This window comes from Pseudomonas sp. Root71, assembly GCF_001429045.1.
In the GTDB taxonomy this organism is placed as follows: domain Bacteria; phylum Pseudomonadota; class Gammaproteobacteria; order Pseudomonadales; family Pseudomonadaceae; genus Aquipseudomonas; species Aquipseudomonas monachiensis.
In genome coordinates this window covers 263,171-277,707 of record NZ_LMHY01000022.1, presented here as the reverse complement: position 1 = coordinate 277,707, position 14,537 = coordinate 263,171, and the positions used below count along the sequence as shown (strand labels likewise).

The 14,537-nt window shown below is 60.2% G+C and carries 14 protein-coding genes; 9 read left to right on the top strand and 5 right to left on the bottom strand.

Annotation, left to right across the window (positions count from 1 at the left end):
• The first annotated feature begins 65 nt into the window (after positions 1 to 65).
• The 6 genes from ASD95_RS15135 to ASD95_RS15110 all read left to right on the top strand — a co-directional run bounded on the left by ASD95_RS15135 (position 66) and on the right by ASD95_RS15110 (position 6,347).
• Positions 66 to 1,169: an ABC transporter ATP-binding protein gene (locus ASD95_RS15135; protein ID WP_056724682.1), complete on the top strand. Its 1,104-nt coding sequence runs from the start codon at positions 66 to 68 to the stop codon at positions 1,167 to 1,169.
• Positions 1,170 to 1,185: 16 nt separating this feature from the next.
• Positions 1,186 to 2,658, top strand: a complete 1,473-nt coding sequence (locus ASD95_RS15130; RefSeq protein ID WP_056724679.1) for a mannitol dehydrogenase family protein — start codon at positions 1,186 to 1,188, stop codon at positions 2,656 to 2,658.
• A 185-nt stretch (positions 2,659 to 2,843) separates the two neighbouring features.
• Positions 2,844 to 4,349: a xylulokinase gene (gene xylB, locus ASD95_RS15125; RefSeq protein WP_056724677.1), complete on the top strand. Its 1,506-nt coding sequence runs from the start codon at positions 2,844 to 2,846 to the stop codon at positions 4,347 to 4,349.
• 7 nt (positions 4,350 to 4,356) lie between these two features.
• On the top strand, positions 4,357 to 5,301 hold the full coding sequence (locus ASD95_RS15120; protein ID WP_056724676.1) for a carbohydrate kinase family protein: 945 nt from the start codon (positions 4,357 to 4,359) through the stop codon (positions 5,299 to 5,301).
• A gap of 290 nt (positions 5,302 to 5,591) precedes the next feature.
• Positions 5,592 to 5,858, top strand: coding sequence for a DUF2790 domain-containing protein (locus tag ASD95_RS15115; RefSeq protein WP_056724674.1), 267 nt, complete (start codon positions 5,592 to 5,594; stop codon positions 5,856 to 5,858).
• 93 nt (positions 5,859 to 5,951) lie between these two features.
• Positions 5,952 to 6,347: a hypothetical protein gene (locus tag ASD95_RS15110; RefSeq protein ID WP_056724672.1), complete on the top strand. Its 396-nt coding sequence runs from the start codon at positions 5,952 to 5,954 to the stop codon at positions 6,345 to 6,347.
• Here ASD95_RS15110 and ASD95_RS15105 read toward each other — a convergent pair.
• A complete protein-coding gene (locus ASD95_RS15105; RefSeq protein ID WP_056724670.1) occupies positions 6,344 to 6,610 on the bottom strand; it encodes a DUF1652 domain-containing protein in 267 nt (88 codons plus the stop codon). The two genes, ASD95_RS15110 and ASD95_RS15105, sit on opposite strands and share 4 nt — an antisense overlap.
• A 279-nt stretch (positions 6,611 to 6,889) precedes the next feature.
• Here ASD95_RS15105 and eco point away from each other — a divergent pair, with 279 nt between their 5' ends.
• Positions 6,890 to 7,372 carry a serine protease inhibitor ecotin gene (gene eco, locus ASD95_RS15100; RefSeq protein ID WP_056724668.1) on the top strand — a complete coding sequence of 161 codons (483 nt, stop codon included), beginning with the start codon at positions 6,890 to 6,892 and terminating at the stop codon, positions 7,370 to 7,372.
• 174 nt (positions 7,373 to 7,546) lie between these two features.
• Here the strand turns inward: eco and ilvA are convergent, their stop codons facing one another.
• From ilvA to ASD95_RS15085, 3 genes are all read right to left on the bottom strand, one after another.
• Complete coding sequence (gene ilvA, locus ASD95_RS15095; protein ID WP_082562959.1) at positions 7,547 to 8,563, bottom strand: threonine ammonia-lyase, biosynthetic; 1,017 nt, start codon at positions 8,561 to 8,563, stop codon at positions 7,547 to 7,549.
• 204 nt (positions 8,564 to 8,767) lie between these two features.
• The gene (locus ASD95_RS15090) at positions 8,768 to 9,928 is read right to left on the bottom strand and encodes a PQQ-dependent sugar dehydrogenase (protein ID WP_056724666.1); all 1,161 of its coding nucleotides are present in this window, start codon (positions 9,926 to 9,928) and stop codon (positions 8,768 to 8,770) included.
• 67 nt (positions 9,929 to 9,995) lie between these two features.
• A complete protein-coding gene (locus tag ASD95_RS15085) occupies positions 9,996 to 10,343 on the bottom strand; it encodes a hypothetical protein (protein ID WP_056724664.1) in 348 nt (115 codons plus the stop codon).
• A 192-nt stretch (positions 10,344 to 10,535) separates the two neighbouring features.
• Here ASD95_RS15085 and ku point away from each other — a divergent pair, with 192 nt between their 5' ends.
• Positions 10,536 to 11,396 carry a non-homologous end joining protein Ku gene (gene ku / locus ASD95_RS15080; protein WP_056724663.1) on the top strand — a complete coding sequence of 287 codons (861 nt, stop codon included), beginning with the start codon at positions 10,536 to 10,538 and terminating at the stop codon, positions 11,394 to 11,396.
• Between the two features lie 64 nt (positions 11,397 to 11,460).
• Here the strand turns inward: ku and lpxO are convergent, their stop codons facing one another.
• On the bottom strand, positions 11,461 to 12,360 hold the full coding sequence (lpxO, locus tag ASD95_RS15075) for a lipid A hydroxylase LpxO (protein WP_056724661.1): 900 nt from the start codon (positions 12,358 to 12,360) through the stop codon (positions 11,461 to 11,463).
• A gap of 489 nt (positions 12,361 to 12,849) precedes the next feature.
• Between lpxO and ASD95_RS15070 the strand changes: the two genes are divergently transcribed.
• A complete protein-coding gene (locus tag ASD95_RS15070) occupies positions 12,850 to 14,436 on the top strand; it encodes an ABC-F family ATPase (RefSeq protein ID WP_056724659.1) in 1,587 nt (528 codons plus the stop codon).
• Positions 14,437 to 14,537 lie beyond the last annotated feature (101 nt).

Here is a 14,537-nt window from a genome sequence, read left to right as displayed (position 1 = left end):
GTGTAGGAGCTGCCGAAGGCTGCGATCTTTTGATCTAAAAAAACAACAAACGGAGGCCCATCATCATGGCCAACCTGAAAATCAAGAATCTGCAAAAAGGCTTCGAAGGCTTTTCCATCATCAAGGGTATCGACCTTGAAGTGAACGACAAGGAGTTCGTGGTCTTCGTCGGCCCCTCGGGCTGCGGCAAATCCACACTGCTGCGGCTTATCGCCGGGCTGGAGGAAGTCAGCGGCGGCACCATCGAACTCGACGGCCGCGACATCACCGAAGTCAGCCCGGCCAAGCGCGACCTGGCGATGGTGTTCCAGACCTACGCCCTGTACCCGCACATGAGCGTGCGCAAGAACATGTCGTTCGCCCTCGACCTGGCCGGCGTGGCGAAAACCGAAGTGGAGAAAAAGGTTGGTGAAGCGGCGCGCATCCTCGAACTGGGGCCGATGCTGGAGCGCAAGCCCAAGCAACTGTCCGGTGGCCAGCGCCAGCGCGTGGCGATTGGCCGGGCCATCGTGCGCAACCCGAAAATCTTCCTGTTCGACGAACCGTTGTCCAACCTCGATGCCGCCCTGCGGGTGCAGATGCGCCTGGAACTGTTGCGCCTGCACAAGGAACTGCAAGCCACGATGATCTACGTGACTCACGATCAGGTCGAAGCCATGACCATGGCCGACAAAGTGGTCGTACTCAATGGCGGCAAGATCGAGCAAGTCGGCTCGCCACTGGACCTCTATCACCAGCCGGCCAACCTGTTCGTCGCCGGTTTCCTGGGCACGCCGAAAATGGGCTTCCTCAAAGGCAAGGTCACCCGCGTCGACAATAAGGGCTGTGAAGTGCAACTGGACGCCGGGACCCGCATCAGCCTGCCCTTGAGCGGCAGGCACCTGAGCGTCGGGAGTGCAGTGACACTGGGCATTCGCCCGGAGCATCTGGAACTGGCCAAACCCGGCGACTGCACCTTGCAGGTCACCGCCGATGTCAGTGAACGCCTGGGCAGCGACACCTTCTGCCACGTCCGCACAGCATCCGGCGAAGCCCTGACCCTGCGTGTTCGCGGCGATCTGTCCAGCCGCTACGGTGAAACCCTGAGCCTGCATCTGGATGCGCAACACTGCCATTTATTCGATGTCGACGGCGTGGCGTTGACCCGTCCGTTGCGCGTTGCTGCCTGATTTCAGAGAGCCTGCGATGAAACTGAACAAACAAAACCTCAGCCGCCTCGCCCCTGAAGTGGCCCTGCCCGCATACGCCCTGGGCGAGACCCGCCAAGGCATCGCGCACATCGGCGTCGGCGGTTTCCACCGTGCCCATCAGGCGTACTACACCGACGCCCTGATGAATACCGGCGAAGGCCTGGACTGGGCCATCTGCGGTGTCGGCCTGCGCGCTGAAGACCGCCGCGCCCGTGACGATCTCAAGGACCAGGACTACCTGTTCACCCTGTTCGAACTCGGCGATAGCGACGACACCGAAGTGCGGGTAATTGGCGCCATCCGCGACATGCTGCTGGCCGAGGACGGTGCCCAGGCGGTGATCGACAAACTGGCCAGCCCCGAGATTCGCATCGTCTCGCTGACCATTACCGAAGGCGGTTACTGCATCGACGACAGCAGCGGCGAGTTCATGGCGCACTTGCCGCAGATCCAGCATGACCTGGCGCACCCGGATGCACCGAAAACCGTGTTCGGTTTCCTCTGTGCCGCACTGGCCAGGCGCCGCGCCACTGGCACAGCGGCCTTCACCCTGATGTCCTGCGATAACCTGCCCCACAACGGCGCCGTCACCCGCAAGGCCCTGCTGGCCTTCGCCGCCTTGCACGACAGCCAGTTGCGCGACTGGATCGACGCCAACGTCAGTTTCCCCAACGCCATGGTCGACCGCATCACGCCGATGACCAGCACTCCTCATCGCCTGCAATTGGCGGACCTGCATGGCGTGGACGATACCTGGCCGGTGGTTTGCGAACCCTTCACGCAGTGGGTGCTGGAAGACCGGTTCGTCAACGGTCGCCCGGCCTGGGAAAAGGTCGGCGTGCAATTCACCGACGACGTCACGCCCTACGAAGAAATGAAGATCAAGCTGCTCAACGGCAGTCATCTGGCGCTGACCTACCTGGGGTTCCTCAAGGGTTACCGCTTCGTCCACGAGACCATGAACGACCCGCTGTTCGTGCGCTACATGCGCACCTACATGGATCTGGACGTGACGCCACAGCTGCCGGCGGTGCCAGGAATCGACCTGACCGAGTACAAGAACACCCTGGTGGCGCGCTTCTCCAATCAGGCGATTGCCGACCAGCTTGAACGGGTGTGTTCGGACGGCTCGTCGAAGTTTCCGAAATTCACCGTACCGACCATCAACCGCTTGATCGCCGATGGCCGCGAGACCCGCCGCGCGGCGTTGGTGGTGGCGGCGTGGGCGCTGTACCTCAAGGGCGTGGATGAGCATGGCGAGACCTACGCGATTGCGGATCCACGGGCGGCATTCTGCCAGGCGCTGGTGGCCGATGATGTGTTGATTACCCAGCGTTTGCTGGCGGTCGAGGAGATTTTTGGTACGGCCATTGCGCGCTCGCCGGAGTTTGTCGCGGCGTTCGAGTGGTGCTGCAACAGTTTGCGTGAGGTTGGGGTGTCGCGGACTCTGGAACGAGTGTTGGCATAAATGTGGCGGTGAGTCTGAGTCCGTCTTCGCGAGCAAGCCCGCTCCCACACTGAAGCGCTGTCGAACACAAATTCGGTGTTCACTACAAATCGACTGTGGGAGCGAGCTTGCTCGCGAAGGCGGCCGGACAGGCACCAGGGATACTGAATCCAGACTTGTATCGAGATGACGACCAAGGATCTTGCATGACAACCCGACAACGCTTCCTCGGCATCGACTGCGGCACCCAGGGCACCAAAGCCATCATCCTCGACGCGGGCAGTGGTGATGTGCTCGGCCAGGGAGTCGCCAGCCACAGCCTGATCAGCGGCCCCGATGGCCGCCGCGAACAGGACACCCAACAGTGGCTGGAAGCCTTCGCCACCGCCACCCGCCGCGCCTTGCTCGCGGCCAAAGTCGATGGCCAGTCTATTCTCGGCATTGGCGTCTCCGGCCAGCAACACGGCCTGGTGCTGCTCGATGAACAGGGGCAGGTATTGCGACCGGCGAAACTCTGGTGCGATACCGAAACCACCGCGGAGAATGACCGACTGCTGGCCCACTTGGGCGGTGAAAAGGGTTCTCTGGAGCGCCTCGGCGTGGTCATCGCGCCGGGCTACACCGTATCCAAGCTGTTATGGACCAAAGAGCAGCATCCCGAGGTGTTCTCCCGGATCGCCCGCATCCTGCTGCCCCACGATTACCTCAACCATTGGCTGACCGGCCGCAGTTGCAGCGAATACGGCGATGCCTCGGGCACCGGGTACTTCAATGTGCGTACGCGCCAGTGGGATGTGCAATTGTTGCGTGACATCGACCCCAGCGGACGCCTGCAAGCGGCGTTGCCGGAATTGATCGATGCCCACCAGGCGGTCGGCACCATTCTGCCAGGCATTGCCGAACACCTGGGCATCAACCCCCAGGCACTGGTGTCCAGCGGTGGTGGGGACAACATGATGGGGGCCATCGGCACCGGCAACATCCAGCCCGGTGCAATCACCATGAGCCTCGGCTCGTCGGGCACGGTGTACGCCTATGCCGATCAGCCGAACATTGCCGCAGATGCAGCGGTCGCCACCTTCTGCTCTTCAAGCGGCGGCTGGTTGCCATTGATCTGCACCATGAACCTGACCAATGCCACCGGCCTGATTCGTGACCTGCTGGACCTCGACATCGATCAGTTCAACGAGCTGGTTGCCCAGGCGCCGATCGGTGCCGACGGAGTGTGCATGCTGCCGTTCTTCAACGGTGAGCGGGTGCCTGCCCTGCCCCATGCCAGCGCCAGCCTGTCGGGCCTGACCATGACCAACCTGACCCGGGCCAACCTGTGCCGCGCGGTGGTCGAGGGCACGACCTTCGGTTTGCGTTACGGACTGGACCTGCTGCGCCACAATGGCTTACAAAGCCGCAGCATTCGGCTGATTGGCGGCGGGTCAAAAAGTGCGGTCTGGCGGCAAATTGTCGCCGACACCATGAATACGCCGGTGATCTGCACCGAACAAAGCGAGGCCGCAGCCTTGGGTGCGGCAATTCAAGCGGCTTGGTGCGTATCCCGGGCAAACGGTCGCGAAGACAGCCTGGCGCAATGGTGCAAGCGCTGCGTAAAACTCGACCCGGCCAGTGAAACCCCGCCCGTCGCCGACAATGTACAAGCCTGCCAGCAGGCGTATGAACGCTATCGACAGCAAGTCGCAACCCTAATTAAAGAGTGAACAAACTATGTACCTGGTGTGTGGCGAAGCGCTGTTCGATTTTTTCAGTGAAAACGACGCCAGTGGGCAGGCGTCCAAAGTGAATTTCAAGGCCATTGCCGGTGGCTCGCCGTTCAATGTGGCGGTGGGCTTGCGCCGATTGGGCGTGGACGCGGCGCTGTTGGCCGGGTTGTCCACCGACTACCTGGGCCGGCGCCTGCTGCAAGTCTTGCAAGATGAAGGCGTGCGCCAGGACTACCTGCTGGATTTTGCCGCGCCGACCACTCTGGCGATGGTCGCCGTGGGGGCCAATGGTTCGCCGCAGTACAGCTTCCGTGGCGAAGGCTGCGCGGATCGACAATTGCAACCGGAGCACCTGCCAGCGCTCGGGCCTGAAGTACGCGGCCTGCATATTGGCTCGTTTTCCCTGGTGGTGCAGCCGATTGCCGACACGCTATTGGCATTGGCGCGCCGGGAAAGCGGCAAGCGCCTGATCAGCCTCGACCCGAACGTGCGCCTGAACCCGCAGCCGGACATCGACCTGTGGCGTAACCGGATCGCGACGCTGGTGGAGCTGGCCGACCTGATCAAGGTCAGCGACGAAGACCTGCATCTGCTGTACCCCGGCCAGGACCCCGCGCAGGTGATCGAAGGCTGGTTACGGCATCGCTGCCAGCTGGTCTTCCTGACCCGGGGTGGCGAAGGTGCGAGCGTGTTCAGCCGGGCTCACGGCTCGTGGTCGACTCCTGCGTCTGCGGTAAAAATCGCCGACACCGTGGGCGCGGGCGATACCTTTCAGGCGGCGCTGATTACCTGGTTGACCGAACAGCAACTGGACTCGATAGAGGGCGTGAAGCAACTTGGCCGCGAACAGATCGACAGCATGCTGAAGTTCGCGGTGCAGGCTGCGGCGCTGACGTGCAGCAAGACCGGGCCGGATTTGCCTTATCGGCAGCAGTTGGATTTGCACTGACACTGACGTCCTCATCGCGAGCAAGCTCGCTCCCACAGGGTTGCGGGTCGTTCACAGCATTTGTGTCCAGCCTTGTTCGCGATGCCTTTCCATCAGGCCCCCGATGGTCTTAACTGATACACAGGATCGCGCACCCGCGACAGGCGGCGTTCAGCCGGGTTAACCCTCGCTTAACCGTGCGATCCAACACTTCACTGGACCGCACGCCCTCAGACTGTTCTGACGCCCAGTGCGGCAAGTTCGACCAGCGACATATCGAACTGACATTCCGTCCGCACCGGAGATCCCTGATGAACACTCGCACCCTGCTGGTTACCGCCGCCCTCGGCTGCGCCGCGTTTGCCGGCCTGGCTCAGGCCACTGACACCACAACCTCCCAAGCCGTGCCCTATCACTACGGCATGCCATTGCATGTCAGCAAAGTGATTTCACTGACCGAGCCGGACACCCTGGAGTGCAAAGTGGTGAAGGCCGAAATGAAGTACATCGATGACACGGGGAAACTCGCAGAAATTTCCTACCGTAAACTTTCTGACGCTTGCGAGAACCAGGGCTGACTGAAAGGTCTGATTTGGTACTTGGCGGTATTCCTTTGAGGGTTGCGGCGCTATGCTTTAGCGCCCCCCCCTCTCTGCCCGCAAGGATTAGCCATGCAGTTGTCGTTTCGCGCACTGTCGATGTTTACCGCAGCCTTATGTCTTTTGCTGAGCCTGGTCTGGGGCCTGACACCGCAATGGTTGTTGTCGTTCTGGGACATCGAGTTTTCATTCGCGGTGGGATTGGTCGCGCGACGCACCGCCGTGCTGTTTGGGGCGTTGAGCGTGTTCTCTTTTCTGGTTCGCAACGCGCCCCCTTGCGCAACCCGCAATGCCCTGAGCCTCGGCTTCGTCGTCGGCAGCTGGGGATTGGCCGTGCTGGGTTTTGCCGAATGGCTCAGTGGCCATGTCGGGCCGGGGATTCTACTGGCGGTCGGATTTGAACTGGCGCTGGGCCTGGCGTTCTTCCAGACCCGGCGCGTGTCCGTGGAACCCGAAACAGCAAGCTAGAGTGCATTGCCCAGCCTGGAATGCGGTTCGACCTCGACGTGATGCTGCCTGGAACGCAGTTGGGCAATCAACTCGTTGATTTCCCGACAACCATTGAGCCCGGAGGCATCGATACCGGTGACCAATAGATCGAGCTGATCGGTTTGCCCGTCTGCATAGACCTTGACGGTCATCGAGAGATCCGGTGACAGCGTGCACTGGCAGCGCTTGGGCAGAAAACTGCTTTCGATGATGTTGCGAATTTCCAAGGCAGAAAGAAACATGGCGACTCCCTCCTTTGTGAGACTGCCTGACAACCGATGCTTGCTCATTTGAAATCCCGGCAAGCTTCAAGGACAGCTACAGCATAAAACATACCCTGAACTTCGTTGTGCAGCTCATCGGTAATTCAAGGGTCCGGGCGAGTTACCTGTAAAACCTGTCATGCAATTTACAATTATAGACCCTGGCGCCCCTGCATATTGCACACCGGATGTCCCGGGTTTGCATTCACTGCGCACGACAGTGAAAATGCCGCCCTTCACTTCAAGCAAGGAGGCATCATGAATTCTTTGACCGTTAACGCTTGCACAGCGCTATTCGCACTGGGGCTTGCCGGGGTGGCGCATGCCGCCAAACTCGAAGACACCGCACCCTTTGCGAAGGCCGAAAGCGGGTTTACCCGCCAGGTGATTCACCTCGCGCCACAGCCCCGGGAAAACGACTTCCAGGTCGAGATCCTGGCCGGCAAGACGATGACCGTCGACTGCAACAACCCGCGTCTGGGTGGCATTCTCGAGGAGAAGAACCTCGAGGGCTGGGGCTATCCGTTCTATCGCCTGGAAAAAGTCATTGGCCCGATGAGCACGCTGATGGCCTGCCCGGCGGGCACGAGCAAGCAGGGTTTTGTACCGGTGGTCGGTGACGGCTTCCTGCTGCGTTACAACAGCAAACTGCCGCTCGTGCTGTACGTGCCCAAGGGCATCGAAGTGCGCTATCGGATCTGGTCGGCGTCGACCAAGGTCGAGAAAGCCGTTCAGGAATAACCCGGCCATCCGGTGTAATGCTGTTCGCTTAAGAGATATTGAAAGTGCAATAAGTAACCTGTGGCGAGGAAGCTTGCTTCCGTTGGACTGCGCAGCAGTCGCAGTTTTGGGGTCGCTTCGCGCCCCAGCGGGAGCAAGCTCCCTCGCCACAGGTACAGTGTTCATCCTTCAATATTACGACGGCATACTGCAGCCCCTCTTGGCGCGCTCGGCCACATGCCCCAGGCTGTCGAAGTTGATATTGGCACCCGAGTCGATCGCCACCAGGGTCTGCCCCAAGGCACCGGTTTGCGCGACGTATTTCTTGATCCCGGCGACGGCGAGCGCACCGGAAGGTTCGGTGATCGAGCGGGTATCGTCGTAGATATTCTTGATCGCGGCGCAAAGCTCATCGTTGCTGACCGTCACCACGTCATCGACGCAAAACCGGCAAACCTCAAAACCGTATGCGCCGATCTGCGCCACCGCCACCCCATCGGCGAAGGTACCTACGCTTGGCAGCACGGCCCGTTCGCCGGCATGCATCGCCGCTTGCAGGCACGCGGAATGTTCCGACTCGACGCCAATGATGCGAACTTCCGGCCGCAGGTACTTCACGTAAGCGGCGATACCCGCGATCAGCCCGCCGCCACCTACCGGAACGAAGATCGCATCAAGCGGCCCCTGATGCTGGCGCAGGATCTCCATGGCCACCGTGCCTTGCCCCGCGATCACCTCCGGGTCGTCGAAGGGCGATACAAAGGTGCGACCGGTTTCCTCGGCCAAATCCAGCGCATAAGCCAGTGCGAACGGAAAGCTTTCGCCGTGCAACACCGCCTCGGCGCCGCGACTGCGCACCCCGATGACTTTCAGTTGCGGCGTCGTGCAGGGCATGACGATGGTGGCGCTGATGCCCAACTCCCGCGCGGCCAGGGCCACGCCTTGGGCATGATTACCAGCAGAAGCGGTGACCACGCCACGAGCCTTTTGCGCCTCGCTCAAGTGCACCAGCTTGTTGTAGGCGCCGCGGATCTTGAAGGAAAAGGTCGGTTGCAGGTCTTCGCGCTTGAGCAGGACCTGGTTACCCAAGGCTTCGGACAAGGCAGGTGCCGGTTGCAACGGCGTGCGCACGGCCAGTTCATACACCGGCGCGGCAAGGATTTTTTTGACGTAGTGTCCAAGCAGGCTTTGCTGGTCGGTCGTAAAACTCATGGTCGTCTCCTGACATTGTTCGGGGCCCGGGAGACAGAAAGTAAAAACCCGCCTCCAGGGCGGGTTGGGTGCTGCAGTCGTGAGCTAGCCCGCCAAATGAGGAATGGCGGTAATAATGCTTGGCTGGCAGCGCAATACGGTGGAAGTCATGGTTCGAAATTAGCCGGGGGTTGATGGCAAGTCAATGGCAAGTTTTCAGATATCTTAGTCAGCCAGCAACTTCAAACCCACCTTATACAACCCACCGTTCTCCTCATCAGTCAAAACATACAAATAGCCGTCCGGCCCCTGCCGCACATCGCGGATGCGTTTTTTAAAATCCCCGAGCAAGCGCTCCTCGTGGATCACCTTGTCGCCATCGAACTCCAGGCGGATCAGTTCCTGGCTGATCAGCGCTCCGATAAACACGTTGCGCTGCCAGGCCTTGAAACGATCGGCATCGTAGAACGCCATGCCACTCAGGCCCGGGGATTTTTCCCAGACATGATTCGGGGCAACGGTACCTTCAGCGGTCTCACCCTTGGCTTCGGGAATCGGTTGACCGGAGTAATTGATGCCATGGGTCGCCAGCGGCCAGCCGTAATTCTTGCCGCGCTCGATGATGTTGACTTCATCACCGCCCAGAGGGCCATGTTCGTTTTCCCACAGCGTGCCGTTCCACGGGTTGAGCGCAGCGCCTTGCGGGTTACGCTGCCCGTAGGACCAGATCTCCGGCCGTACGTTGGCCTGGCCGACAAAGGGGTTGTCCTTGGGCACCGTGCCATCCGGGTAGATGCGCACCACTTTGCCTTGCAGCTTGTCGAGGTCTTGGGCGGTCGGGCGGTCGTTGTTTTCCCCCAGGGTCACGAACAGATAGCCGTCGCGATCAAACACCAGCCGCGAGCCAAAATGGTTGCCGACCGAGAGCTTGGGCTCCTGACGCAGGATCACCTGGAAATCCTTGAGTGCCGTCATATCGTCGGAGAGCCGGCCACGGCCCACCGCCGTGCCGGCCTTGCCGCCCTGGCCGCCACCTTCGGCATAGGACAGATAGACCATCCGGTCCTGCTTGAAGTCGGGTGACAGTGCCACGTCGAGCAATCCACCCTGCCCTTTGGCCCAGACCGTGGGTACGCCATTGAGCGGTGCGGACAACTTGCCTTCGGCGGTCACCAGTCGCAGATTGCCGGGCCTTTCGGTCACCAGCATGCCTTTGCTATCCGGCAGGAATACCAGGGCCCAGGGGTGCTCCAGCCCCGTCACGACGGGGGTGACCTCAAGGGTGCCGTCTTCGCTTTTCATCGTCTGGGCCGGCGCGGAAAGCACAGGGCCGGCGCTAATCAGTACGCTGGCACAGAGGGTTGCCAACAGGTTTTTACGCAACATGCAGGATTCCTTTTCTGATGGAAATGAGACTTGGTGAAAAGTAGCGGGTAGACGTCACGCCTGCCACTCAACGGTTGCTGGTGCCGGTGTCTCGTGGGGGTGGATTGGGAATGAATTTCGGTGGGCTGGCGGGCGCTGTCCGGTCGGGATAGCGATTACCGATGCCACCGTTGTCCAGCGTCGGCGGGCGTGGGACCGGCACGGTATTGGGTCCGCGAATGGCCGGGGCGCTGGGTTGAGTGCCTTGCATACTGTTGGGATTGGCCCGCCGGATCGGGCTGTTGTAAGGATTGTTGCTGGTGCTGCCCGGCAGGTTCTGGGCCAACTGCAACGAAGCAGGGTCGTCAGCCTGGACCAAGGGGCCCAATATGCCACTCAAGGCCAGTGCAATGGCGCCAGACACGTATCGGTTCATGGGGTGCCTCTCTGCGTCCGCGTGGATAAGGACTTCGATACCACGCTACGCCCGAGGTTCGGATTTGTTAACCAAAAACTCCCCGGCAAGAGGTTGCACCCGGTTGATCCAGCCAGGGAGCCGGCGCGCAGCCCACAGAAACTTTTGCCCAGGACCGCAGGTCACCTGAACATCACCTGCGAGTAGACGACCATGGCACGGGCAATCTGGAAAGGCGCAATCAGCTTCGGACTGGTGCACATCCCCGTGGCGCTGGTCTCGGCAACGTCCTCCCGAGGCGTCGATTTCGATTGGCTCGACAGCCGCAGCATGGACCCGGTGGGCTACAAGCGGGTCAACAAAGTCACGGGCAAGGAGGTCACCAGGGAGCACATCGTCAAGGGTGTGCAATACGAAAAGGGCCGGTACGTGGTGCTCAGTGAAGAGGAGATCCGTTCCGCTCACCCACTCTCGACCCAGACCATCGACATTTTTTCCTTTGTCGACGGCAAGCAGATTCCCTTGCAGAACATCGACACGCCTTACTACCTGGCCCCCGACAAGCGCGGCGGCAAAGTCTATGCACTGCTGCGCGAAACCCTGACCAAAACCGGCAAGGTTGCCCTCGCCCGCGTGGTCTTGCATACCCGCCAGCACCTGGCCGCGCTGATGCCTTTGGAGTCCGCGCTGGTCCTGGTGATGCTGCGCTGGCCGGCCGAGGTGCGAAGTCTCGATGAACTGGCGCTGGGCAGCGAAGTGACCAGCCCCGAACTGGCCAAGGGCGAACGGGACATGGCCAGGCGCCTGGTGGAGGACATGAGTGCCGAGTGGACGCCGGATGACTATCGGGACGGCTTTGAGGACAAGATCATGGCCCTGGTGGACAAAAAGGCCCGTGAAGGCAAGATCGAAGACGTCGAAACCGCTTCTGGTGAAGAGGAGCGCAAAACGGCGGATGTCATTGACCTGACCGAACTGCTCAAGCGCAGCCTCGGCAGCAAAGGTGCCGGTAAAGCAGCGGCCAGGCCGAAGCCGGGCAGCAAACCGGTTGCCAGGAAGAAAGTCAGTAAGTGATCCGCTGGATGTCCCGGCTTCTTCGCGAGCAGGCTCGCGAAGCCCAGGTACGCCACACCGAAAATCAGATAAGAATGAAGACCGCCAGCAACCCGGCAAAGATCGACCACTTCTGCAGGTAGTAAAGCTTGCGGTTGCGCTTTTTCAGTTCCTTGGCGCGCAGGCGCACCTTGTAGACCTTGCTGAACAGCCGGTTGAGCCCGCCGGTGTGGTCTCCGTCCTCGTTCGGTGCACCTGCCGCCGACATGACATTACGGCTGAACCAGCGATTGAAAGCCGCCGCCCACCGATACTTCATGGGCCGTTCGACGTCGCAGAACAGGATGATGCGATTGTGTGGCGTGGTGTTCTCTGCGTAATGAATGTAGGTCTCATCGAACATCACCGCTTCGCCATCACGCCAATGGTAGTTCTGGCCATCGACATTGATGTAGCAACCTTCGGCGTTGGGTGTGTCCAGCCCGAGATGATAACGGTACGAACCGGCATACGGGTCGCGGTGGCGCACCAGTCTGGAGCCCGGTGGCAACTCGGCGAACATCGCCGCCTTGATCGAGCCGATGCCCTGCACCAGTTCGGTGGTGCGCGGGCAGAGCTTCATGGCCGACGGGTGGCTATCGCCATACCACTTGAGATAAAAGCGCTTCCAGCCGGTCTTGAAAAACGAGTTGAAACCGACGTCATCGTATTGGTTCGAACGCTTGATCTCGCCGGCGTGAAGCAAGTTCTGGCCTTCGACGCGAATTTCTTCCCAATGTGCCTGCAAGGGGCTCAGGTCGGGAAAATCAGCCGGATCGAGATACGGCTTGTTGGGGATTTTCGAGAACAGATAAAGAAAGCAGTTGATCGGCGCCAGGAACGTCGAGTGATCACTCAACTGGCGGCCCAGCTTGTGGCGCACTCGGCCACGCAGGTGGACGTACGCAATAGAGACAATGTAAATAACGGCAATGATCAGTTTCACGGAAATCGTCACAGGTCGGAAGTATACAAACTGCGCCCTTTACCGGCATGCCGGTCCCCGGGTCTTGTGCAGCGGTTGAATACGAAACAGCGGCCCCTTGGCGCCATCCAGCTACGCCGATTGGTCACCGTTCAGCTGTTAGATGGCATTTTAGCCACAGTTTGTAACCAATAGTTAACCTGTAACTGTGAAAATGTGTCCGCAAAAACCGTCAAAGCGTTGCATAGGCCTCATCGCCCTATCGTTTAAAGAGCCAGACCAGTACAATCGCCGCCAAACTTTACGCGCCCCCAGGTTGAGAGCGGGAAAATCCCCCTTTCAGCGCACATTGACTCGGGCCAGGCGCGCCACATGCTGCTGTCCACTTGATGCCAGATGGATCTTCCACTGCCGATCGGGATGAATGTCCCCGGGTCCGGACAGTGGAACGGGTACTGAACCGGTACTGCCGCACCCCTAGCTACTCTGAATGCTTCGCAGGAAAAACCTTTGATTTCTACAGCTAACATCACGATGCAGTTCGGCGCCAAGCCGCTCTTCGAAAACGTCTCGGTCAAATTCAACGGTGGCAACCGTTACGGTCTGATCGGCGCCAACGGTTGCGGCAAGTCGACCTTCATGAAGATTCTCGGCAATGACCTCGAGCCGTCCGGCGGCCAGGTCATGCTGGAGCCGAACGTGCGCCTGGGTAAATTGCGCCAGGACCAGTTCGCCTACGAAGAATTCACCGTGATCGACACCGTGATCATGGGTCACGAAGAGCTGTGGAAGGTCAAGGCCGAGCGCGACCGCATCTATTCGCTGCCGGAAATGAGCGAAGCGGACGGCATGGCCGTGGCCGAGCTGGAAACCGAATTCGCAGAGATGGACGGCTACACCGCTGAATCCCGCGCCGGTGAACTGCTGCTGGGCCTGGGTATCCCCCTGGAACAGCATTTCGGCCCGATGTCCGAAGTGGCTCCAGGCTGGAAACTGCGGGTATTGCTGGCCCAGGCACTGTTCTCCGATCCTGAAGTGCTGTTGCTCGACGAACCGACCAACCACCTGGACATCAACACCATTCGCTGGCTGGAAACGATCCTCAAGGCGCGTAACAGCACCATGATCATCATTTCCCACGACCGTCACTTCCTCAACAGCGTCTGCACCCACATGGCTGACCTGGACTACGGCGAGCTGCGCCTGTTCCCGGGCAACTACGACGAGTACATGACGGCGGCGACCCAGTCCCGCGAGCAACTGCTGTCGGACAACGCCAAGAAGAAAGCCCAGATCTCCGAACTGCAAACCTTCGTCAGCCGCTTCTCGGCCAACGCCTCGAAAGCCAAGCAGGCCACTTCCCGCGCCAAGCAGATCGACAAGATCCAGCTGGCCGAAGTCAAGCCATCGAGCCGCGTGAGCCCGTTCATCCGCTTCGAACAGACCAAGAAGCTGCACCGCCAGGCCGTGACCATCGAGCAGATGTCCAAGGGCTTCGACGGCAAGACCCTGTTCAAGAACTTCAGCTTCACCGTCGAAGCCGGCGAGCGTGTGGCGATCATCGGCCCGAACGGTATCGGCAAGACCACCCTGCTGCGCACCCTGATGGGCGAACTGACCCCGGACGCCGGTTCCGTGAAGTGGACTGAAAGCGCGGAACTGGGCTACTACGCCCAGGACCACGCCCATGACTTCGAAGACGACGTCAGCCTGTTCGACTGGATGGGCCAGTGGACTCAGGGCGAGCAGATCATTCGCGGCACTTTGGGCCGCATGCTGTTCTCCAACGACGAAATCCTCAAGTCAGTCAAGGTCATCTCCGGTGGTGAGCAAGGCCGCATGCTGTTCGGCAAGCTGATCCTGCAAAAGCCGAACGTACTGGTGATGGACGAACCGACCAACCACCTGGACATGGAATCGATCGAAGCGCTGAACCTGGCGCTGGAAAACTACCCGGGCACGCTGATCTTCGTCAGCCACGACCGTGAGTTCGTATCGTCCCTGGCCACCCGCATCATCGAGTTGAGCCCTAACGGCGTGACCGACTTCAGCGGCACCTACGACGACTACCTGCGCAGCCAGGGTGTGGTGTTCTAAAGGTAGCTACAAGCCTTTAGCTGCAAGCCTCAAGTGAAAAGCCCCGTCCATGTGACGGGGCTTTTTGCGTTTCATGGGTGGGATTTTCTGGGTGGAGAATC

Coding starts and splice junctions, on each gene's coding strand:
- ASD95_RS15130 (WP_056724679.1), top strand. CDS start 1,186: ATGAAACTGAACAAACAAAACCTCAGCCGCCTCGCCCCTGAAGTGGCC.
- eco (WP_056724668.1), top strand. CDS start 6,890: ATGAATTCTTTGACCGTTAACGCTTGCACAGCGCTATTCGCACTGGGG.
- ASD95_RS15105 (WP_056724670.1), bottom strand. CDS start 6,610: ATGTTTCTTTCTGCCTTGGAAATTCGCAACATCATCGAAAGCAGTTTT.
- ASD95_RS15085 (WP_056724664.1), bottom strand. CDS start 10,343: ATGAACCGATACGTGTCTGGCGCCATTGCACTGGCCTTGAGTGGCATA.
- ASD95_RS15090 (WP_056724666.1), bottom strand. CDS start 9,928: ATGTTGCGTAAAAACCTGTTGGCAACCCTCTGTGCCAGCGTACTGATT.
- ASD95_RS15110 (WP_056724672.1), top strand. CDS start 5,952: ATGCAGTTGTCGTTTCGCGCACTGTCGATGTTTACCGCAGCCTTATGT.
- ASD95_RS15135 (WP_056724682.1), top strand. CDS start 66: ATGGCCAACCTGAAAATCAAGAATCTGCAAAAAGGCTTCGAAGGCTTT.
- xylB (WP_056724677.1), top strand. CDS start 2,844: ATGACAACCCGACAACGCTTCCTCGGCATCGACTGCGGCACCCAGGGC.
- ASD95_RS15115 (WP_056724674.1), top strand. CDS start 5,592: ATGAACACTCGCACCCTGCTGGTTACCGCCGCCCTCGGCTGCGCCGCG.
- ASD95_RS15120 (WP_056724676.1), top strand. CDS start 4,357: ATGTACCTGGTGTGTGGCGAAGCGCTGTTCGATTTTTTCAGTGAAAAC.
- ilvA (WP_082562959.1), bottom strand. CDS start 8,563: ATGAGTTTTACGACCGACCAGCAAAGCCTGCTTGGACACTACGTCAAA.
- ku (WP_056724663.1), top strand. CDS start 10,536: ATGGCACGGGCAATCTGGAAAGGCGCAATCAGCTTCGGACTGGTGCAC.